This window comes from Bacillus sp. GbtcB10, assembly GCF_019091365.1.
GTDB classification, from domain to species: Bacteria; Bacillota; Bacilli; order Bacillales; family Bacillaceae; genus Bacillus; species Bacillus altitudinis.
The window spans coordinates 791,605-815,051 of record NZ_JAGXJP010000001.1 but is presented as its reverse complement, the minus strand read 5'-3'; the positions used below and the strand labels follow the sequence as shown (position 1 = coordinate 815,051).

At 40.5% G+C, this 23,447-nt stretch carries 17 protein-coding genes; all 17 read right to left on the bottom strand.

Annotated features, from left to right (window positions below):
• Positions 1–30 precede the first annotated feature (30 nt).
• The 17 genes from KVT11_RS04335 to KVT11_RS04255 all read right to left on the bottom strand — a co-directional run bounded on the left by KVT11_RS04335 (position 31) and on the right by KVT11_RS04255 (position 23,342).
• Positions 31–825, bottom strand: coding sequence for a TIGR00282 family metallophosphoesterase (locus tag KVT11_RS04335; RefSeq protein WP_008344680.1), 795 nt, complete (start codon positions 823–825; stop codon positions 31–33).
• An 89-nt stretch (positions 826–914) separates the two neighbouring features.
• Positions 915–2,477: a ribonuclease Y gene (gene rny / locus KVT11_RS04330; protein ID WP_113747382.1), complete on the bottom strand. Its 1,563-nt coding sequence runs from the start codon at positions 2,475–2,477 to the stop codon at positions 915–917.
• 300 nt (positions 2,478–2,777) lie between these two features.
• Positions 2,778–3,821 carry a recombinase RecA gene (gene recA, locus KVT11_RS04325; protein ID WP_007499478.1) on the bottom strand — a complete coding sequence of 348 codons (1,044 nt, stop codon included), beginning with the start codon at positions 3,819–3,821 and terminating at the stop codon, positions 2,778–2,780.
• A 177-nt stretch (positions 3,822–3,998) separates the two neighbouring features.
• Positions 3,999–5,249, bottom strand: a complete 1,251-nt coding sequence (locus KVT11_RS04320) for a competence/damage-inducible protein A (RefSeq protein ID WP_116306871.1) — start codon at positions 5,247–5,249, stop codon at positions 3,999–4,001.
• Between the two features lie 16 nt (positions 5,250–5,265).
• Positions 5,266–5,847, bottom strand: a complete 582-nt coding sequence (gene pgsA, locus KVT11_RS04315) for a CDP-diacylglycerol--glycerol-3-phosphate 3-phosphatidyltransferase (protein WP_008344688.1) — start codon at positions 5,845–5,847, stop codon at positions 5,266–5,268.
• A 73-nt stretch (positions 5,848–5,920) separates the two neighbouring features.
• Positions 5,921–6,832 carry a helix-turn-helix domain-containing protein gene (locus KVT11_RS04310; protein ID WP_019744182.1) on the bottom strand — a complete coding sequence of 304 codons (912 nt, stop codon included), beginning with the start codon at positions 6,830–6,832 and terminating at the stop codon, positions 5,921–5,923.
• A gap of 23 nt (positions 6,833–6,855) precedes the next feature.
• Entirely contained in the window at positions 6,856–7,647 is a 792-nt protein-coding gene (locus KVT11_RS04305; RefSeq protein WP_003211480.1) for a DUF3388 domain-containing protein, read from the bottom strand.
• 131 nt (positions 7,648–7,778) lie between these two features.
• Positions 7,779–8,036: a DUF3243 domain-containing protein gene (locus KVT11_RS04300; RefSeq protein WP_008344693.1), complete on the bottom strand. Its 258-nt coding sequence runs from the start codon at positions 8,034–8,036 to the stop codon at positions 7,779–7,781.
• A gap of 73 nt (positions 8,037–8,109) precedes the next feature.
• Positions 8,110–8,838, bottom strand: a complete 729-nt coding sequence (gene ymfI / locus KVT11_RS04295) for an elongation factor P 5-aminopentanone reductase (RefSeq protein ID WP_116306869.1) — start codon at positions 8,836–8,838, stop codon at positions 8,110–8,112.
• Positions 8,839–8,867: 29 nt separating this feature from the next.
• Entirely contained in the window at positions 8,868–11,987 is a 3,120-nt protein-coding gene (locus tag KVT11_RS04290; RefSeq protein ID WP_116306867.1) for an MMPL family transporter, read from the bottom strand.
• On the bottom strand, positions 11,965–12,441 hold the full coding sequence (locus KVT11_RS04285) for a MarR family winged helix-turn-helix transcriptional regulator (RefSeq protein WP_017359054.1): 477 nt from the start codon (positions 12,439–12,441) through the stop codon (positions 11,965–11,967). The genes KVT11_RS04290 and KVT11_RS04285 overlap by 23 nt, the downstream gene beginning before the upstream one ends.
• 151 nt (positions 12,442–12,592) lie before the next feature.
• Positions 12,593–13,885: an EF-P 5-aminopentanol modification-associated protein YfmH gene (gene yfmH / locus KVT11_RS04280; protein ID WP_017359055.1), complete on the bottom strand. Its 1,293-nt coding sequence runs from the start codon at positions 13,883–13,885 to the stop codon at positions 12,593–12,595.
• On the bottom strand, positions 13,882–15,162 hold the full coding sequence (gene yfmF, locus KVT11_RS04275; RefSeq protein ID WP_048002210.1) for an EF-P 5-aminopentanol modification-associated protein YfmF: 1,281 nt from the start codon (positions 15,160–15,162) through the stop codon (positions 13,882–13,884). Before yfmF ends, yfmH begins: the two co-directional genes overlap by 4 nt.
• Positions 15,163–15,307: 145 nt before the next feature.
• Complete coding sequence (locus KVT11_RS04270) at positions 15,308–18,424, bottom strand: MMPL family transporter (RefSeq protein WP_210552442.1); 3,117 nt, start codon at positions 18,422–18,424, stop codon at positions 15,308–15,310.
• A 319-nt stretch (positions 18,425–18,743) separates the two neighbouring features.
• Positions 18,744–19,973 (bottom strand): bacillibactin exporter BcbE, encoded by a 1,230-nt coding sequence (gene bcbE / locus KVT11_RS04265; protein ID WP_227820623.1) that lies wholly within the window; start codon positions 19,971–19,973, stop codon positions 18,744–18,746.
• Positions 19,974–20,076: 103 nt separating this feature from the next.
• A complete protein-coding gene (locus KVT11_RS04260; RefSeq protein WP_008344706.1) occupies positions 20,077–20,802 on the bottom strand; it encodes a GntR family transcriptional regulator in 726 nt (241 codons plus the stop codon).
• Between the two features lie 164 nt (positions 20,803–20,966).
• Complete coding sequence (locus KVT11_RS04255) at positions 20,967–23,342, bottom strand: FtsK/SpoIIIE family DNA translocase (RefSeq protein ID WP_017359059.1); 2,376 nt, start codon at positions 23,340–23,342, stop codon at positions 20,967–20,969.
• Positions 23,343–23,447: the final 105 nt, after the last annotated feature.

The following is a 23,447-nucleotide window of genomic DNA, read 5'->3' as shown; positions in this document are numbered from 1 at the left end:
AATATTTTTCTGAAATAAATATGTGAATATTTATTCAAAGAAAATATGGTCATCATTTATCAAAATTCGATCAATTTTGACAGCTTTTTTCGACGATTCGTCAATTTCTACGATCACTGCACTTAATGTCGTGCGGCCTTCTGCAATTTCAAAACGGACAGGGAGGCTCGTTTTAAATCGTTTAATAATCGTTTCCCGATCAACACCTAAAATACCGTCATAAGGACCAGTCATGCCAACATCCGAAATATAAGCAGTTCCTTTTGGCAAGACACGGTTATCTGCTGTTTGAACATGTGTATGTGTTCCAACGACACATGATGCACGGCCATCTGTATACCAACCCATTGCTTGCTTTTCACTTGTGGCTTCACCATGAAAATCAATAAAAATAAACGGTGTACGTTTTGAAGCTTCTGCTATAAGCTCATCTACTTTTTGAAATGGGCAGTCAATCGGAGGTAAAAATGTGCGGCCTTGCAAGTTGATGACAGCTAGTTCTTTACCTTGTTTTTTAATAAAAGTGAGCCCTTTCCCTGGTGTACCTTGCGGGAAGTTTGCCGGACGAACAATATGGGGTGCATCATCGATGAAATCGAAAATGTCTCTTTTATCCCATGTATGGTTCCCCATCGTGAGCACATCAGCCCCAGCTTGAAGCAGCTCGTGATAGATTTTTTCAGTAAGGCCTTTCCCATGAGCCGCATTTTCTCCATTGACAATCGTAAAGTGCGGCTGATATTTTTTCTTTAGCTTTGGCAAGTATTCTTTCAGTGTATCTCTGCCAGGTGAACCAACGATATCTCCAACAAATAATATTTTCATACGTTTTGAACCCTTTCTCTTATAAAATGATCTTCTTATCAGTGTTGCATATTTACACAAAAAAATAAAGCGGCGCTAAGCGCACCGCTCTATTTTGCATACTCTACTGCGCGAGTTTCTCGAATAACTGTCACTTTAATGTGACCAGGGTAATCGAGCTCGTCCTCAATCCGCTTACGAATATCCCTTGCTAGACGGTGAGCTTCAAGATCATTAATTGAATCTGGCTTCACCATAATACGCACTTCACGTCCAGCTTGTATCGCAAACGATTTTTCAACACCTTCATAAGATTCAGAGATGTCTTCTAATTTCTCAAGTCTCCGAATGTAATTTTCAAGCGTCTCACTTCTTGCACCAGGGCGTGCTGCAGATAATGCATCGGCTGCCGCAACAAGAACAGCGATAATAGATGTCGGTTCTTGGTCACCATGGTGAGATGCAATACTGTTGATGACAACAGGATGCTCTTTATATTTCGTCGCAAGCTCAACGCCAATTTCCACGTGGCTTCCTTCTACTTCATGATCAATGGCTTTTCCAATGTCATGCAGAAGACCTGCTCGTTTTGCAAGCTTTGCATCTTCTCCAAGCTCTGAAGCCATGAGACCTGCAAGATGTGCAACCTCAATTGAATGCTTCAGGACATTTTGTCCATAACTTGTACGGAATTTTAAGCGACCGAGAATTTTGATGAGATCCGGATGCAAACCGTGAACTCCGACTTCAAATGTCGTTTGCTCACCCATCTCGCGGATATAATCATCGACTTCACGGCGTGATTTTTCCACCATTTCTTCAATTCGTGCAGGATGAATACGTCCATCCTGGACTAGCTTGTCCAGAGCTATCCTCGCTGTTTCACGTCTTATCGGATCAAAGCCCGATAAGATGACAGCTTCAGGTGTATCATCAATGATCAGGTCAATACCTGTTAACGTTTCTAACGTACGGATATTTCGTCCTTCACGTCCGATAATACGACCTTTCATCTCATCATTTGGAAGATTGACTACAGATACCGTTGTTTCAGCTACATGATCAGCTGCACAACGCTGTAACGCAAGTGAAAGAATGTTTTTCGCTTTTTTATCAGCCTCTTCTTTCGCCCGGTTTTCAGATTCTTTCGTCATGACTGCAATGTCGTGGGAAAGCTCATTTTCAACTTGATCCAGAATGATTTGTTTCGCTTCATCTCGAGTTAGACTAGAAATACGCTCCAACTCAGCTTTCTGCAAACGAATCATATCATCCACTTTGCTTTCCATCTCTTCAATATGTTGTTGTCGTTCATTCAGAGAATGATCTCTCTTCTCCAACAGGGACTCCCGTTTATCTAAAGTCTCGTCCTTGCGATCAAGGTTTTCCTCTTTTTGAAGTAAACGGTTTTCTTGTCTTTGAAGCTCATTACGTCTTTCACGAACTTCTTGCTCCGCCTCTACACGAAACGAATGAATTTCATCTTTCGCTTCTAAGAGCGCTTCTTTCTTCAATGCTTCCGCATCACGCTTTGCATCCTCAACAATTTGTTCGGCCATGTTTCTTGCGCCGGATATTTTTGCTTCTGCAATGATTTTACGAACAAAGTAGCCAACAACTAAACAGATTAGGCTCAGCAAAATGGAGATGATCGTAAACATCGTAGGCGACATATTTTCACCTCCTCTTGCTATGAACTTGGTTTTACAAATAAAGTGTCGGCATGTACATTGTTTTGTGTCTCAACATACAGGGCCTTCACAGGGAATGAGATCCTCACTGCCCTTGTCAAGTTTAAATTAGTTATCAATCATGTTAAGAAAAACAAGTGATACATTCCCATTGTAATTGTGTCGGAAATACTTGTCAAGCTAGTCAGACTGAGGCGTAAGTCGTTATTTCAAGCAAAGACAGAACTTTTGACCCGCTAGCTGTTATGTAATTGTAAAAAAAAGACGCTTTTCAGCGTCTTTTTAGTCATTCAATTCCAATTCTTCTTGTCCTTCTTCGTCAGTTGATTTCACTCCGTTTGTATCCAAACCGTAGTGCTCCCTGATCTGCTCTTGAATCATAAGTAGAATGTCTTTATTCTCTTTTAGGAATTGCTTCGCATTTTCACGTCCTTGTCCAAGACGTTCCTCTTGATAAGAATACCAAGCCCCGCTCTTTTGTACGATATCTAGTTCGCTTCCAAGGTCGATGATTTCTCCCTCTTTCGAGATACCTTCACCGTACATAATGTCTACTTCGGCAATACGGAATGGCGGTGCCACTTTGTTTTTCACAACTTTAATTCTCGTTTTGTTCCCCATGATGTCGTTCCCTTGTTTCAACTGTTCAGCACGGCGTACTTCTAAACGAACAGATGAATAGAACTTAAGTGCACGTCCACCAGGCGTTGTTTCAGGATTACCAAACATAACCCCTACTTTTTCACGAATTTGGTTAATAAAGATCGCAATTGTTTTTGATTTGTTGATAGCACCAGATAGTTTACGAAGTGCTTGAGACATCAAACGTGCTTGAAGACCAACGTGTGAATCTCCCATGTCTCCTTCGATCTCTGCTTTTGGTACAAGAGCAGCTACTGAGTCAATGACAACAATATCAACTGCACCACTACGAACAAGTGCTTCTGCAATTTCAAGTGCTTGTTCTCCTGTATCCGGCTGAGAAAGTAACAACTCATCAATGTTGACACCTAATTTTTGAGCGTAAACTGGATCTAGCGCATGCTCCGCATCGATAAATGCAGCTTGTCCTCCCTGCTGCTGAACCTCAGCAATCGCATGAAGTGCTACTGTCGTTTTACCAGAACTCTCTGGACCATATACTTCAATAATACGGCCGCGAGGGTATCCACCTATTCCAAGCGCAGTATCAAGTGCTAACGAACCACTAGGTACTGTTGAAATACGTGTATCTGTTTGCTCTCCTAGTTTCATAATAGAGCCTTTACCAAACTGTTTTTCTATTTGTTTAAGAGCCATATCTAAGGCTGCTTGACGATCACTCATTCTATTGTTTCCTCCTTTATCAATTCCACTATCTATACTATACCTTGTTTTACGTCATTTGCCAAGAAAAAAACGAACACATATTCGATTTTTTCTTGGCAGATTATTTAAGAAAAGAGCTGTTTCTATTAGAAAAAACGCTCTTTTATAAAGGAGTAAACCTCATAAAAAACAAAATTAACTTTCTTTTAATAATTTGAGAAGGTGGTGCAAACCATATTTCACAGCACGCTTGCGAATGCCTGATCGACTGCCAGTAAACATCCATTCAAACACGTCTGTCTGATCTTTTGTCGATAGCCCGATAAATACTTTTCCAACCGGCTGTCCTTCGTGTGGTTCAGGACCTGCCACACCTGTAAAGCTAATACCGATATCGCTTCCCGTCAGTTTTCTAACGCCTTCTGCGAGCTCTAAAGCACACTCTTTGCTGACAGCACCATGAGAAGACAATGTTTCTTCACGGCAGCCCAGCACTTGCTGCTTGACTTGATTTGTGTAACAAACCACACTGCCGTTTAAAATGGATGATGCCCCTTCGAGATCTGTCAGCCACTCTGAAAACATACCACCAGTCAGGCTTTCAGCCGCTGCTACTGTTTTCCCGTGTTCATGCAAGGCCTTTGAAGCTTCAAAGGCAAGAGATGTATCACCATATCCGTAGAAGTACTCGCCGACCCGTTCTAAAATTTGTGCTTCTGTTTCTTTTAACAGACGCTCTGTTTCTTTTTCATCCTCATGCTTGGCTGTCAGCCTTAGCGTCACTTCCCCGTCAGCTGCAAGCGGTGCAATCGTTGGATTGGTCTGTGCATCAATTAAATCTTCAAGATCTGTTTCCAGTTGAGATTCACCGATGCCAAAGAAACGCAAGACAACAGACACGATTTTTTCCTTTAGGCCGAGTTTTTCAGAAATAAGCGGCTTCGCTTCGTTTTCAAACATCGGGTGCAATTCACTTGGCGGTCCAGGGAGCAGAATGTAAAACGTATCTCCCTCTTGTATAAACATACCAGGTGCCATTCCGAAACGGTTTACGAGCACATCAGATCCCTCTAGAACGAGCGCCTGTTTACGGTTGTTCGGCGACATATCACGTCCGGTTTTACGGAAGTACTCTTGAATAGACTCAAATGCTTCTTCATTTAGCACAAGCTCTTTACCGAGCGTATTTGCAATGGTTTCTTTTGTTAAATCATCTTTCGTTGGTCCAAGACCCCCTGAGAAGATAATAAAATTCGATCTTTCCTGTGCCACTTGAATGGCCCTTTTTAAACGCTCTGGATTGTCACCAACTGCTGTGTGGTAATAAACATTCACACCAATTTCAGCTAGTTGTTTGCTGATGAATTGTGCATTCGTATTCGTAATTTGCCCTAGCAAAAGTTCGGAACCGACTGCAATAATTTCTGCTTTTCTCTCTGACTTCAAAGCGTACACGTCCTTTTTAGTTAGAATTCTTTAAGGCTTCCCAGTTTTTCGCAAAGTAATCCCAGCCTGAGACAACAGTGAAGAACACCGCTACCCACATGGCAAGATCACCAAATGGGAATGATACAAGTTCAAACGGCAGGTTATGCAAAAGAAGTGCCGAAATCGCAATGATTTGCGCCCACGTCTTCACTTTTCCAAGCATATTGGCTGCGACCACTTCACCGCCTCCAGCTAAGACAAGCCTTAGGCCTGTTACAGCAAATTCTCGGCTAATGATCACAATTGCCATCCATGCCGGTGTGAGGTTGTATTGAACAAGTATAATTAAAGCCGCTGAAACAAGCAATTTATCTGCAAGCGGATCTAAAAATTTACCAAAGTTTGTGACTAAATTGAGCTTACGTGCATAGTAACCATCAATCCAGTCGGTTGTCGAAGCGACAATAAACAGGATCGCTCCAACAAGGTGAGTGACTTCGATACTGACGTCACCAAAGCGCGCAACACCCCAATCTAATGGAGCAAGCATAATCAACATAAACACAGGAATCAAGGCGATCCTAGAAAGAGTAATTTTATTCGGTAAGTTAAACATGAATTCCAATCCTCCAATAAAGCATTTTTTTATGTATATAATAGTAGGAACAAAAGAAAAGTCATCTACTTGCTTAAGATGACTTTTCCTTTCCTTTATTCACAATCACAATGTTTTGTGTCATGGTGTTTTTAGGGTCTAATTCGTACTTCAGCGTTTCGTCATTGACTTTAATATCGATTCCCGATGCATTTCCTAAGCGGATATCGACTTGGGAAAGATCAGTCAAGTCTGTTTTAAACGATTCGCCATCTTTCAATTCACCCATCTTCAGCACTTTTCCAGATTCGTCTCTCACACGAAGCCATGAAGCTTGTGAGGCAGAAATGGTTAGCTCCATCTCTTCTGCACCTGATACTTCATACGTTGTAGTAGAACCCTCTGTATTCGTCGCCTTCAAAGAAACATCTTCATCGTCTTTAGATGAATCCTTTGAGGAATCGTCTTTTTCAGATGATTTTTCTTGATCATCTGACGAAGCTTTTTCCTTTTTCTTTTGATCCTTTGCCAGCGATGAATCCTCAGACACTTCGTATTTTGATTCTGATTGCTGAGGAGCCGCCTGATTATTTTTCTGTCCGCTATCATGATTAACCGCTTGAACGATCACATAAATGATAGCGATCACCACAAGGATCCCTCCAATGATTAAAATCGTCGGAAGCAGCTCCAGTACCTTTGAGGCAGGCTTTGGCAGCTCTCTTTGCGGTTTAATATTTGATAATTTATCAGACACTTCATCGTTATACGTACTTGGTACATCTTTACGAAACTCTTCGAACAATTGTTCAGGATTCAGTCCAACGGCTTCGGCATATTGTTTAATAAACGCTCTGACGTAAAATTTACCTGGAATGATATCATAGTTTCCTTGTTCTATTGCTAGCAAATAGCGCTTTTGGATTTTGGTAGCCGCCATCAGATCCTCCAGCGACATCCCTTTTTCCTCTCTGGCCTCAACGAGCCGTTTTCCCAATTCAGTCAAAACAAACACCTACCATTACCATATTAAAAATCGAAGCCAGAAAAACCAGAATGATCAAACACTTGTGGTTCTTCAGCGTGCTCGTATGTAATTTCTTCGTCTGCACTATTACGCAATTCAATGATGTAGTCGAAATCATCCATTGTATATTCTGAATTTTGAATAAAGATATCTGGATGCTCTACCACCTTTGTAGCAGGCAGTCTCATAATTTCTCTTAAAAGCTGCAAGTGCTTTTCAGAACCTCTTCTTGTCGACACAATCCCATCAATAATAAAGACGTTATCTGGGCTGTATTCATCTGCAATCAGCTGACTGCGAATGGTCTGTTTCAAAAGAGTCGACGATACAAACAGCCATCTCTTACTGGCACATACACTTGAAGCAACAATTGATTCTGTTTTTCCAACCCGCGGCATTCCGCGAATTCCAATCAATTTATGTCCTTCTTTTTTAAATAATTCAGCCATAAAATCAACAAGAAGACCAAGCTCGTCCCTTTCAAAACGGAACGTCTTTTTGTCATCCGCATCACGCTGAATGTATCTTCCATGACGAACAGCTAAACGGTCACGAAGTTTTGGCTGTCTTAGTTTCGTTACTTTTATCGTTTCCATTGTATTTAAAATTGATTCAAGCCGCTTAATTTGATCTGTGTGGTCACATCGAAGAAGCATGCCGCGTCTTGATACATCAACACCATTAATTGTCACAATATTAATTGAAAGCATCCCCATTAAAGAAGAAATGTCTCCTAAAAGTCCGGGACGGTTCACCTGTATCTCATATTCAAAATACCATTCGAGCTTTGCCAAATGATATTACCCCCTTCATTGTGGCAAATTTTTACCTTCCTTTATCATAAAGCATTTTCACATTTTTAGAAAGCACAATGTTGCTAAACGTTTAAAATAAAAAGAGAGGCACAAACGACCTCTCTTTTTGTTTAGTGCGAGCTATTATTTTCAACTAGCTTGACCATCATGTTTGCAATGGCACGCTGCTCATCTTCTGATGCAACGCTCCAAAGATCAGAAAGTACTCTTTCTTGCTCATTCTTTGCTTCAACTTCATTAGCCAGGTATCCGCCAATTTCATACGCAAGGTTATTGATGGTATCATCTGATAAACCTTTATCCTGTGCATGATTTAAACGGTCACCTAAAAAGTTTTTCCAATGGTCCCAGCTCTCAAGTACAGACATGTCGATTCCTCCATTCGAAAAGATGAATTACAGCCATAGCTTTTGTCATGGAGAGACGAATTATACACGTTTTTTAACAGTACCAGCCGCCATTCACAGATAAAATTTGACCTGTGATATAACTTGACTGCTTGGAGGCAAGAAACCAAATGGCATCGGCTATCTCTTCAGGTGCGGCAAGACGGCCGAGCGGAATCTCCTCTTCCATCATCGCAAGGTCTTCTTGTGTGAAGCATTTCATCATATCAGTCTGAACCGCACCTGGTGAGACTGCATTTGCTCTAATTCCACTTGGGGCAAGCTCTTTGGCAAGCCCTTTAATGAAGGCATTTTGAGCACCCTTGACCATACTGTACAGTACTTCACACGAGGCACCCGTTTCTCCCCATATTGAGCTAACTGAAATAATATGACCTGACTTTTTTTGAATCATGGCAGGCAAAATAGATTGGGTAAGCTCATATGGACTTGTCACATGAAGCTGCACCATGCTGGCTAGAACTTCTTTTTCAGTATCTGTCACTAAACCAACATGACTCTTTCCGCTATTTAAAACAAGAATATCTGGATCAAGCGGCAGGCGGCTGACAAGCTCTGCTGCTCCGCCTGTTTTCGCTAAATCAGCTTGAACGACGTGCGTTTCTACTTGATATGTTTCTTTGAGATCAGCGGAAAGACGACTAGCCGCTTGTTCATTTTGATGATAATGGAGCATCAGATGGCAGCCTTCTTGGGCAAGCTTTTTGGCTGCCGCCTGCCCAATTCCGCCACTGGCACCAGTAATCAGCGCCCAACGACTCATACTTTGTTCCTACTTTCTTTATGGAATCCTTATTCTTTTCGTTTAAATGGGAACCAATTGGCTGAACCGAACAATTTGACCATCACAGGTACGAACAATGGTAGCACAACGAGTGCATACAATAAAAGTCCAGTTAGAACAAGTGTTGCAATTTGTAAGAGTGACAATACACCTGAAGGTAGCATCGCTGCAAATGTTCCTGCCAAAATGACGGCAGCAGACATAATAACAGATCCCATATTTTTCATTGATTCAGTCATGGCAAACTGGATGTCTTTTGTTTTGTATTCATTGAAACGTTCCATTAAGAAAATTGAATAATCGACTCCAAGCGCCATTAAGATGACAAAGCCAAAGAATGGAACAGCCCAGTTGATGCCTGGATATCCGAAGAAATGGGTGAAAATAAATTCGGTTATACCGATGGCGGTAAAGTACGTTAAAATCAGCGATCCAACTAAGTAAAGCGGCATCACGAGCGAACGGAAGAGAATCACTAGTATTAAGAAAATACCGATCATCATGTAAAGAACCGTCTTATTGAAGTCTTGGTCTGACAGCTGTTTTAAATCAGCGTTCATACTTGATACACCAGATACGCCAAATGAAACATCTTTTAGGTTTGTTTCAGGAAGTGCACGTTTGACCGAAGCTTCTACTTGTTTAATTGTTTTCATGGCGTCGTTTCCATATGGATTGTCTTCTAAAATGACGTCAATCTTTGTCATTTTGCGGTCATCCGACATGTAGGAATCGAACACTTGCTTGAATGCTTTATTTTTTAGGACATCTTTTGGAATAAACCAACCGGCCATGTCTTGATCTGGTGCGTTTTTCAGTTCATCTAAGTAGTCTCCTGCACCCATTAAGCCGTTTGAAATTTTCTCAAGGCCGTCTACACTTTTGTTTAGACCATCCGTCAGCTTGGTCAGATCGTCACCAAAGCCGCCAATTTTTTCTTTCATTTGTTTTTGACCATTAATGATGTCGCCGGCTCCATTTGCAAGTTTAGGCATACTATCAGCTAACTTTCCTTGGCCTTTAGACGTTTGATCTAGCCCGTTTTCAATGGCTTCTAAGCCAGCAATCAGCTCATCAATTTGATTTGTAAACACTTTTTGTTGTTCTGAGGCATTTGCGATAAAAGCATCTGCTGTTTCAAGCTGTTTTTTTGCTTCTTTTGCTTGTTTTGCATAACTGTCTGCCTGTTTAGCGCCTTCTTGCAAAGTAGCAGAAAGTTCGTTATATGAAGCTTTGATGGCTTGATATGATTGGTTTTCTTTCACCTGCGGAATTTGCTGCTCAAGTGTACTGAACTGTTTATTCGCTTGACTGATCAAAGCTTTCACATCCGCTGCGGCAGAGGATGACGTATCGACTTGTGCCAATGCGGCTTTTAATTCTTTGGAAATGCTTTTATACAGTGCTACTTGCTGATTTACTTGTGCGACTTGATCTGTTAATTCCTTTTTCGCACCCTTTATTCTTTCTTTAATTTCAGAAACACCTTTTTTGTTTTGATCAATTCCGTTTTGCAGATCTCTCATCGATTTTTCGACGTTTTGAATACCTGATTTTACGGATTCGGTTCCAGTAATCAATTTGTTAATGCCTTTTCCTGACGCTTTAATTTGTGGTGTTTGATCCTCGATGGATTTACTCATGGTTGTAAGAGCATCTTGGATCTTTTTCAACCCTTCGTTACTTTTATCAAGCCCGCTATTTAGCTCTTTGGCTTGAGATTTCACGTACAGATCATTCAGTCCTTTACCAACAGGACGAGTGGCACTTCTCACTTTACTCACGCCATCTGTTTGTTCAATCGCACGACTAAGTTTTTCAATAGCAATCAGACCTTCGTTATTGTCTAAAAGATCGGATGATTTCACGACAACTGTTGCTGGAAGGGCTTCACCTGGTCCAAATTTGTCAGAGATCGTATTAAATGCATTGACGGATTCGTATTTATTGCCGATTTCGTCTAGGTTGTTATATGAAAGTGTCCCTTTATACATGAGAATCGCTGGAAGGGTAATAATTGCAACGATTAGCAAGCTGAGAAGTGGTTTCTTAAATGAAAAACGACCAGCTGTTTCCCACATTTTCGATTGCGGGTGGGCAATATCGCCTTTGATCGGCCAAAATAACACTTTTCCTAAAACCGCCATAAAGAATGGAACGACAGTGAGCAGTGCCACAATTAACACGGCGACACCAACCGCCACGGCTACAGCTGATTTATACAGTTGGAATTCGGCTAAACCGATACACGTAAAACCAATGAGGACAGCAATTCCGCTGAATAAAACGGTTTTACCTGCCGTCTTATATGTTGTAATAATCGCCTCAATCTTATCTTTTCCGTGAGATAGTTCTTCTTTAAACCGGCTTAGCAACAGGATGCAGTAGTCGGTTCCAATCCCAAACATGATGGCGACCATAAAAATTTGGGTAAAGGTCGAGAGCGGAAAATCAACATACTTTACTAGGTAAGCCACAATGGATTGGCTGACCAAATAGGAAAGCGCTACGGCCACTAAAGGAACGAATGGTGCCACTGCGGATCTAAAGACAAGCACAAGAACAATTAAAATAAACCCAATTGTAATGAATTCTGTTTTTTTCAGACCTTCTTGTGAGCTTGTGATGACATCATCGTCGATTAGCGGCTGCCCTGTCATTTCAAATTTCAGGTTCAGGCTCTTAAGCTTTTCATTGACTCTTTCTTTAAAATCGGATGCTTTGATTTTGTTCGAGTCGTATGTAACTGGAACAAGAAGTGTTGTTTGATCTTTAGAGAGCATCTGTTTTTTAATATCTTTGTTTGCATCAAAATAAGAAGTGATGTCTTCAACATGGAGATCTTGATCCTTTTCTAAAATCTCCATCGCTTTCTTTAAAGAGGCTTCTCTTTCTTTGACGATATCCTTTCCTTGAAAGACAATGACGATCGATTTTTCCGTATCCCCATTTTCAGACATGTTCTTTAATAATTGATCGGCGTAGGAAGAAGGATAACCATCTGGAACAGAAATCTGCCCTTTTTCTTTTGTTAATTGCGCCATATTAGGAGCGGTGATTAATAATACAGCCGCTAGTACGACCCAAAGGATCGTGATCAGCCATCTACCCTTTATGATTGCTCTCATTACTATGTTGTGCCTCCTCTTCGATGATAATCTGATAAATCTTTTCATATGTTTGAATAAATGATTCGATTTCTTTTTCATCAAATTTTTCTAAATATGACCGAACAAGATCCTGAAGCTGCTTTTCCATTCGGCTGACTACATCTTTTCCTTCGGGCGTTACATAGAGATGAACGTTTCTTCGGTCAGCTTGATCATGCTCACGATAAATATAATCTTTATTAAAAAGACGATTGGTCATGGATGTCACAGCACTTTTGTTGACATTACATTCGTTGGCAAGGTCTGTTGATGTACATCCTGGGTGTAAATTGATGTATCGAAGCGAGTAATATTGATCAAGTGTCAGTTCTTTATCGAGCTTTTCCGTGATCATACTCGATACTTTTTTCTCCATCATGAGATAGACGTCCGCATATCTCTGGATGAGCTGGGCAATTTTATTTTGTACCATATGCTGCTCCTTTAGTTTGATTGTTTAACTATTAAAGAGTTTAACTAATACCCAAAACAATTGTCAATCAATATCTTCGCATATAAAGCGCTTTCTTTAGCTGGACACAAAAAAGACAAACTCTTATACGTTGAGTTTGTCTTTTTTTCATTTATTTTGCTTTCGGCACGACTTTGAAAACTGACATTCTTTCTTCATCAATTTCTTCGTCTAAGATTTCCTGAATATCTGTTAATTGGATTTGCTCCAGTACTGGCACGACATCAAATAAGCTCATTTCTAAGAATGCGTATCGAGTGAATTGATTGGCGATGTACTCTGGAGAGTTCATCGCTTTTAAAAAGCTGCCAATTTTTTTCTTGCGAGCAAGTTCAATCTTTTCTTCTGTGATCAGGCTTTTTGCTTGAAGAAGCGTTTCTTTTAATTCATCTGCGAGTTGATCAGGGTCATTTGTATCTCCGCCAACTGAAGTGAAGCCAAAACCGCCTTCTTCCGTATAATCGTAACTGAATGTCTCATCAATCAAGCCTTTTTCATACATACGCTCATATTGCAGAGAACTTTTACCAAACAATGTCTCTAAAATAAGATTCATGCCAAGCTCATGTTTGAGGAGCTGTTTTCCTTTTTTATGCGGGTTTTTCGTTTTCAAACCAAACATACACTTAGAGCCTTGTACATTCATTTTCAGTTCGTATTCTTTTCGGTATACACGATCAGGTTCATTGATCTCTTTCCGCTGAATATCCGGCTGATCGGTAAATGGTTTTTTTGCCTGATTCGCTCTTACTTGGTCTAAAATTTGCGCCGGATCAACAGGACCTACTACAAAAAGAAGCATATTGCTTGGGTGATAGAACGTTTCGTAGCATTCATATAAATGGTCTTTCGTAATTGGCGCAATGCTTTCAACGGTTCCAGCAATATCAATTCTCACTGGGTGCTCTTGATAGAGGTTTTCGATCAGACCAAAGAATAAACGCCAATCTGGATTGTCATCATACATGTTGATTTCTTGACCAATGATGCCTTTTTCTTTTTCGACCGTTTTTTCAGTAAAATAAGGCTCTTGCACAAAATCAATGAGTGTTTCAAGATTCTGTTCGACATTGGCCGTGCTTGAAAATAAGTATGCCGTTCTCGTAAACGTCGTAAATGCGTTTGCGGCTGCTCCCTGTTTACTAAATGTATGAAACACATCACCATCTTCTTTTTCAAACAGCTTATGCTCTAAGAAATGGGCAATTCCATCAGGCACTCGGATCATGTCTTCTTTGCCAAGCGGCACAAATTCATTGTCGACAGAGCCATATTTTGTTGTGAAGGTTGCATATGTTTTGTTAAACCCTTGCTTTGGCAGCACATAGACGTCTAGTCCGCTGTCCATTTTTTCGTGATATACCGTCTCTTGCAGCTGATCGAATTGAATTGTTTTCACTGTCATGAAGCACCCTCCGTTCCTTTAAGAAAATAGGTCGTATCCCATTCGATTTTTTGACCCACTTTGATGATGTCCTCTTTTGTCACTCTGTCTAACGCATCTAAAAAGGAATCGAGGCTCTCCCCTGTTGGCACGACGGCATGCTGATATAAGTATTCCGCTGTTCCATAAGACGTATCAATTGTTTCGAGCAACTGGTTTTTGACGACAGCCTTTGTCTGTTCAATTGCTTCATCAGAAAAATCGCCTTTTTGCATGGCATCAAATTGTTCTTTGATGATGTCTACTGCCTGCTGATAGTTGCCGACTTCAATTCCTGACATGACCATCATCAAACCTTTAAAGCTCTCAAGTCTAGAAACAGCATAGTACGCAAGACTTGCTTTTTCGCGCACATTGATAAATAGCTTTGAATGCGAGAAGCCGCCGAATATGCCATTAAACAAATGCAGCGCCGGATAATCTTTATCCGCTATCGTTGTATGTGTGCGAAAACCAATGTTTAGCTTTCCTTGTTTTACGTCCTCTTCATCAATGACTTCTTTTGGCTCTATTTGTAATCTTGATGATTCGGTATTTTGTTTGACCGGCTCTCTTTCACTTGTTTTAAAGTATTGCGAGACCATTCGATTGATGTCTTGTTCATCAACGTCTCCCACAACATAGAGATCCAGCTGGTTTGACTGAAGTGCATGCTCGTATGCTTTAAAGAGCGCTTCTGACGTAATCGCTTCGACGTCTTCCATTTCACCATTGACGTGCAGTGCATATGGCTCACCTTTACACATTTCCTGCACAAGTCTTAAGTTTGAATAGCGCATTTTGTCATCATAAACGGCTTGAATGCGCTGTTTCAATGTTCGTTTTTCTTGCTCAACGTACAATTCATGAAATACCCCGTTTTCCACGTACGGGTGGAATAATAGTTCAGAAAGTAAGGCAATCCCTTTTTCTAGTAAAGGGGTTTGATCCTTTAAATATTTTTCATTCGCCATTTCTAGACGAAAGGTAATGATGTGATTTTCACCTTTTTTCGCCATGTCTGCGGAAACGGTCGCCCCATAGAGCTCGTCGAAATAAGCACGAAGCTCTCCCGTTTTCGGCATTTTTTCTGTTCCTCTTAAAAGCACATGCGGGAAAAGAGAACGCATGGTGACGTCATCTTTGGATAAAGGCGCAAGCATTTTAAAAAGGATCGTCACGGTTTTAAATTTTTCTGTTTTGACAATATGAGTATGAAGACCAGGTGTATCAAATGTCTTCTCTTGTAAGTACGTCATGAGAAACCTCCTTTGTTCATCCTATTTATTATGTATTAGAACATAGCTGATATATACGTGAAACAGCCATTTAATAGTCATTATATCAATCAGAGGAAAGGATAGGAAATAAAAACGCCTCTGCTAAAAGCAGAGACGCAGGTTGTTATTTCATTCTAAACGGCCACCAATTCCATTTTCCAAAGATGCGAACCATGACCGGGATAAAGAGTGGTAGAACAACAAAAGCATATAATAAAAGTCCAATGAGTACGACCGTTGCAATTTCAACTAATGATAATACACCCGAGGGCAGCATCGCAGCAAAAGTACCCGCTAAAATAGCAACTGCTGAAATAATGACCGACCCCATATTTCTCATCGCTGATATCATGGATGCTTGAACATGCTCTCCCTTCCATTCATTAAAACGATCCATGAGGAAGATCGAATAATCAATGCCGAGGGTCACAAGGATCACAAAGCTGAAAAATGGAACAGCCCAGCTGACACCATCGTAGCCAAAGAATGTTTTGAAAATCCATTCTGTTAAGCCAATGGATGTAAAATACGTTAATATGAGTGACAGTGTTAAGTATATCGGCATGACGATTGACCTTAATAATATAACTAAAATAATAAAGATACCAATTAACATGAAAATAACCGTTCTAATAAAGTCACCGTCTGACGTTTCTTTTAAGTCAACATTTAAACTGGAGATACCAGATACACCGTAGTTGGCGTTTTTCAAACCACTTACAGGTAAATATTGATCAAGGGTTTCTTCAATTTTTGCTACACCTTTCATTGCTTCATTGCTGTATGGATTTACATTTAAAATCACTTCAAAGGTTGTTAATTTACGATCTGGGGACATATACGTATTAAATATTTTCTTAAATTCATGGCGTTTCAGTACTTCTTCTGGTATAAACCAGCCCGTTACTTCTTCATCTGGTGCTTCCTGAAGCTGTTTTAAGTAGCTGTCCGCCTCGGTAAAGCCGCTTTTTACTTGCTCAAGTCCGGAAATACTTTCATCTAATCCATCTGTTAATAGTGAGAGTTTAGATGATAGCTGGTTAAACCCTTTTTTCACGGCTTTTTGGCCATCAGTCAGTTGATCTGCACCATCTTCAATTTTAGGCATTTCTTTGATGAGCTGTTTTTGTCCTTTATTCGTTTCATCAAGACCATCATAAATTTGATCTAGACCTGTCATCAGCGCCTTTACTTGTTGTTTGATTTCTTTTTGCTTGCTTGAGAACGTTTGAATGACTTGATCTGCTTTCTTGATCTTTTGTTTAAAGGCAGATGCTTCCTCTTCATAGACGCTCATTTGCTCTCCAGCTTGATCGAGCATTCCTTTTGTGTCTTTGAATACTTTTTTGATTTCTTTATATTCATTCATATCTTTGATTTCTGGAAGCCGGTTTTCAAGTCCTTCAAATGATACGTTTTCATAGGATTGTTTCACTTTCTTAATCGTTGTCATCAGTTGCTCATTTGATGTTGCGTGACCTTCGAGTGTGCTTACGACTCGTTCAAGGTCTTGAATCATGGTTTCACTTCTGCGGTATTCTTGCTCTAATTCTTTTTTCGCTTGTTTGATTTCAGTGCGAATGGTTCCTACGCCCTCTTTACTGCGCCTAACACCATCCTCTAAAGAAATGAGTGATTTCCTCACTTCTCCGATCCCGCCTTTGATGGCTTTTGTCCCATCAATCAACTGATCAATCCCTTTAGCGGATTCTTCAATTTTTGGTTTTTGTTTGAGAAGTGCTAAGTTTGTTTCGGTCAAGCCATCTGTAATTTTCCCGATGCCCTCATGACCTTTCCCAAGCTCTCCTCCCAGCTCTTTCGCTTGAGAGGTAACGTAGAGCTGACTTAACCCATCTCCAACCGGGCGAGTGACACTGCGAACCGCTTTTACTTCCTCAATGTCATTTAACTTACGGGTGAGTTTTTCAATCATGACAATCTTTTCTTGATTATCGAGCTCATTGTCACTTTCGACAAGCACATTCAGCGGCAGCGCTTCACCAAAGCCAAATTGCTCAGATATCGTATTAAATGCAGACACTGACTCATACTTAGTTCCAATCTCATTTAAACTATTATAAGAAAGAGTGCCGTCATACATCAGAATCGGAGGAACAGTGATGAGTGCAACTACACCTAAGCTGATGAGCGGTCTTTTAAATGAAAAGCGCCCTGCCCATTCCCATATCTTACTTTGTGGATGACGAATGTTTTCTCTTTTAGACGGCCAAAAAAGGGATTTTCCGAAAACCGACATAAAAAAGGGAACGATTGTCACAAGTGCAATGAGCAGGATGCCAACGCCTACGGCAACGCTGACGGCTGATTGGTACAATTGGAATTTTGCAAAACCAATACTTGAGAAGCCGACTAACACAGCTAAACCGCTGAAAAAGACTGTTTTCCCTGCACATTGATACGTGATGATAATCGATTCTTTGACATCACGCCCCTGACCAATCTCCTCTTTAAAACGGCTTAAAAGTAATATACAATAATCCGTTCCTATACCGAACATAATAGCTACCATAAAAATCTGAGTGAAATTAGAAATAGGAAATGGTGTATATTCTACGAGAAAAGCCACAATACACCGGCTGACAGCATAAGAAATGCCAATCGTAATAAGCGGAACAACAGGTGCCAGTATCGATCTGAATACAATTATTAAAATAAAGAAAATAAAAATCATCGTAATAAGTTCAGTTTTCTTCAGACCTTGTTGAGAGCTTTTAATGACATCTGAGTCCACAAATTTTTGACCTGTCATTTCATATGAGACGTTGTAGGGCTTTAAAACTTCCTCAATTCGTTCTTTAACCTTCACAGCTTTTGTTTCGTAGTGGTCGAATTTGAATGGAACAAGAAGTGTACTTTTATCCTTTGATAAAAGTTGTTTTTGAATGTCACGTTCTACATGAAAATACGAAGTAATTCCGTCAATGTGGAGTTCTGGGGCATGTGTCATGAGTGCAGCTAAAGCCTTTTTTAATTCCTGCTCTTTTGCAGGGAACAAATGTTGTTCGGAGAATACAATCACACCAGTATCTTTTTTCCCATTATGATCTGAAAGCTTATCCAATAAGTGAAGTGCCTCAGCTGTTGGTGTCCCCTCTGGAACCTTTAACTGCCCTTTTTCTCTTGTTAATTCCTCTAAATTGGGCGCAGTAATAAACAGAATCACAGCTGTTATCATCCACACCATTAATACAATCCATCTTGCTTTAATTATTTGCAACATAGCTGCTTCAAGCTCCTTCTAGTTCATCAATCAATTTGCTGTTTTTGAGCGTGTCTGAAGTGCTGACTTCGTCTCCTTCAACGTGCTAATGGCAGGATGACCTATTCAATTGTCCTTTCGTGTTGAAGAAACGCATATCCATCATCAGCCACGAGCTCAATTTCTGCCTTAAAACAAAGACAGAAAATGAATGTTTTTGAACACCTCCTATTTGGGATAATTTAAAAGATATTACTATACATTAGTTTAACTATCAAAATTTTACATGTCAATTTATAAAAAAGAAAAAAGATGGCAAAATACCGTCTTTTTTCTATGTTTAAACCGTTTTCAATTGTTCACTTTCATCCTTTTCATCTGGCTGGATAAAAAAGAGGACCAAAAATAATGAAATGAGACTACATATGGTCGATAGAATAAAAACGATGGCGTCTCCTTTATCCATCAGAAATGCGTAAATTGGAGGCCCTAAAGCAACACCGATAAACCGCATGCTGCTATAAAATGACGTAATGGTTCCGCACTGCTCTTTTTCAATCCCTTCTGTTATCAACGCATCAAGTGCTGGAAGCACAATGCCAATCCCTACGCCGCCAATACTTAAGCAGACAAACAACACGTAAAAACTGTGATTCCACCATAAAAATATATACGAAAGTGATAAAAGAGCCATACCAACGATGAGAAATATCCTCATTTTCCCCTTTTCTTTTCCAATTGTTTTCCCTGCAATGTACGAGCTGATTGATAAAAAAAGGAGCGGGATGCTTAGCAGCAAGCCTTTTTTGACACCCGTTATTTGATACGCCGCCTCTAGGTTATCTGATAAATAAAAGAGCACGCCAAAAAGAAGAAACATAATAAAACCGCCAATAGCAAAAATGGCATAAAGCCAACGTCCTTCATGCTTAAAAATCGTCTTTGTTGATTTTAAAAACTCTTTAAATGTAGGCGGATCTTCCTCTTTCTTTGCGGATTCAACCATAAACAGTACCATCACAAAGCTGATGATTGAAAAGAATGGAATGAACCAAAACGGTACAAACCAAAACCAAGAAGCGAGAAGTGCCCCAATAATAGGACTTAGTACCTTTCCAGCTGTATTAGAAGTTTCAATGGCTCCAAGTCCCGCACTTACCTCTTCATCATCGTGAAACAAATCGCCAATAAACGGCATGACGACAGGTGCTGCCCCGGCTGAGCCAACTCCTTGAAGGACCCTGCCAAATAGAATCCACATATAGGGTTCTTTCATGATGGTTGAGGCAACAGCTGCCACAGCTCCTCCAAGTCCTGCGATTAAAAGACACGGCAAAAGTACCTTTTTCCGCCCAATTCGGTCAGATAAATAACCGGCAATCGGAATACACAAAATCGCCACTACGGAGTATACCGTAATAATGAGTGACACTTGAAAGGAAGTGATCGAGAGTTTCTTTTCTATCTCTGGTAATACGGGTATTAGCATCGAGTTCCCAAGTGTCATGATTAGAGGCACTGATGATAATGCAATAATATTCTTTTTACTGACTGTTTTCTCGCCCAACATCATTCACCCAATTCTATATACTGTTACGTATTAGTGTGGCATGTTTCACGGGTTTTATGTATGGGCAAACAAAAAGCAACCGCCTATGGAAGCGACTGCTTTGTTAAAATCGTTTACGTATGACATGGAAGCTGAATTTATCCGCTCGAAAATAATTGAGCGAGTATAAGACCGGCTGATCATCTTGATCATAGTGCATTTGTTTCAGTAATAGTAAGGCTGTTTCTGGGTCACATTCTAGTATCGGTGAAACCTGATCGTGATAACCAATCGGTTCGATGTCTGCCACTGCATATTTAATTCCGCTGTGCGGTTCTCTGCCAAACAGCTCAAAAAGCGATTCTTCCTCATGAGTAAAAGAAGCGGGAAGATGTTTGACCGGAATTTTATCTAAACAATAGACGACTGGCTGTCCATCTGCTGTTCGAACGCGTTCCATTGAAAAAACCTTCTCGGATTCATCACACTGAAAACGAATGACATCATTCTCTGTCGGCTCTCCTTCTTGTGAGGACAAAAAGATGGTACCTGGCGTCATATTGACCTGTTCAATCATTTTTGTGACACTTGTCAGCTGTTCAATGCCAGTAGAAAAAAGCGGTCTTGAGTTGACGAAAGTTCCCACACCATGCCTTCTAATTAAATACTTCTCTTCTTCTAATATACGAAGGGCTTCACGAAGGGTCGCTCTGCTCACGCCTAAAAGCTTTGAGAGCTCAAACTCAGAAGGCAGCTTTTCTTTTTCGGCATATACACCTGTTTGAATATCTTCTTTAATACGGTCAATCACTTTCAAATATAAATGGCGATTGTCTGTTTTGGTCGACATGTTTTCCCTCCGTCTAATCAATGCAAATGATAAGATGAGAAATCTCTATTCCGAGATAAGATGAACATAACTATATCACGTTTTTGCAAATAAATAAATAGTCTGACATCCAGTTAACATAATCAATATATCGTTAACTTCATGTTAGGAAAGCTCTCTTCGAATTATGAAGAGAGCTCGTCATGTTGTTCTTTTGAGAGGAGGACTTCTCTCGGTTTACTTCCTTCATATGGTCCGACAACCCCGCGCTCTTCCATTGCGTCAATAAGACGTGCAGCACGGGTATAACCGATGCGGAACCTCCTTTGCAGCATAGAAACAGAGGCCGTCTGCATGCCAATGATCAGTTCAACTGCTTCATCATATAAGTCGTCGTCCACAGCCCCAAGCTGATCTTGCGTTTCTTCACTTGGGATCATTTCTTCTTGATATTGTGCTTTTTGCTGTGTGATGACATGATCAACGACATGTTCCACTTCTTCATCTGATAAAAAGGCGCCTTGTACACGAACTGGTTTGTTCGCACCGACAGGTAAGAACAACATATCCCCTCTACCCAGCAATTTTTCTGCGCCTCCCATATCAAGAATGGTCCTTGAATCGGTTTGTGACGATACGCTAAATGCAATACGGGAAGGGATATTTGCTTTAATGACACCTGTAATGACATCAACAGAAGGCCTTTGTGTAGCAATAATTAAATGAATCCCCGCAGCACGTGCCATTTGAGAAAGCCTTGTAATGGAATCTTCTACATCAGAGGAAGCAACCATCATTAAATCAGCAAGCTCGTCTACAATGACGACAATATAAGGTAGTTCTGGCTGCTTCGCCTCTTCTGATTGATTCATTCGTTTAATGTAATCATTGTACCCTTCAATATTTCTTGTGCCCGTATGAGAAAACAATTCATAACGGCGCTCCATTTCACTAACCACTTTTTTAAGTGCCTGTGAGGCTTTCTTAGGATCAGTCACAACTGGAGCCAACAGATGCGGGATGCCATTATAAACATTTAATTCAACCATTTTCGGGTCAATCATCATCATCTTCACTTCATGAGGTTTTGCTCTCATGAGAATACTTGTGATAATGCCATTGATACATACGCTTTTTCCGCTCCCTGTTGAGCCAGCCACAAGTAAATGCGGCATTTTGTTCATTTCAGCAAGCACAGCTTCACCAGAAATATTTCGGCCCAGTCCGATGAGCAGCTTGGCATTTGGGCGGTCATTTTGTTTCGATTCTAAAACCTCTTTTAAAGAAACCATTGCAATTTCTGCGTTGGGCACTTCAATTCCGATGGCGGATTTACCAGGAATCGGCGCTTCAATTCGAATGTCTTTTGCTGCTAATGCAAGGGCTAAATCATCACTCAAGTTGACGATCTTACTTACCTTCACGCCGACATCAGGGTATACTTCATATTTTGTGACGGCCGGCCCTAAATGAACTTGTGTCACTTTTGCTTTTACACCAAAGCTTTGGAAGGTCTTTTCAAGCTTTCTTGCATTTTCATAAATATTCTTCTTATCTGTTTGCTGACCTGAATGCTGCGGCTCAGCTAAAATATCAAGCGATGGCAGCTCATAATCCTTGTTTTCAAGCTCCGTAAACGTCATAGGCGGAGCTTCTTTCGGTTCATCCCCTGTATCATGAGACGGAGTGCCTTGTACAGTTTCTTGAAGAGGATCTGGCTCATTGACCGGCTGATCTTTTTGAACTTGCGGTGTGAGCATGTCATCTCGATCAGCAAAACTTGAGATAATCGGCTGACGATTGTCAGAAGCTTGCTCTTCTTCCTCGATCAAGATATGATCATGATCTTCTTCGGTCTCTTCTTGCAACCGTGAACGTTTTTTCTTTTCACTTGTTTTCTGCGCAGGTGCATTCTTTTTCGCCTGCCTTATGCCTTTCATATCTTCAATAAATGCTTTCCACTGCTTCACCAAAAATTGTGATACAGGCAGCGTCACTTTTTTGACCATTTCTTGCAGTGACCGGTTTGTGATCAGCACAATGCCGATCAGCATTAGCACAATGGCCATGATTTGCGACCCTGCTTGTGCAAACAAGAAATAGGAGGCCGCAAATAATACAGCACCGATCATACCGCCTCCTAAATCGGGCGAGCCTGTCTCACCTTTCATATCCATTAAGAATAACTCAAACGTATTTCTGATTACACTTTGAGAACCTATCACGCCTGCAGCTGAAAGATGCTGAAAAAGCTTCACATGGGACAAAAGCAAGATACTCGCAATGATGCAGTATAAACCTGCTTTTCTTCTTGTCAGTAAATCAGGAATTTGTTTTTTCCAAAAGATCGTCACACCAAAAAGAAATAATCCGATAAGGCAGAGAATAAACCATTCACCTGCAAAGAATCGGAATAGATGTACAAAGGTTTGTCCAACTACACCTAGCTGTAAAATGGCAATGATCGCTATGGCAATACAGACTAACCCATTTAGTTCATATTTCAGTTTTAGCTGTTTATTTTGTTTTTTTCTTGTTTTACGTTTTCTCTTTTTCGCCATACTCATCACCTTACTACAAAAGAAAATATAACCTACGAAAAGATCAGAAAGAAAGCAGCCTGGTTTTGGCTGCATCTTGTTGTAAGTTTTCCCTTTATTATAGCA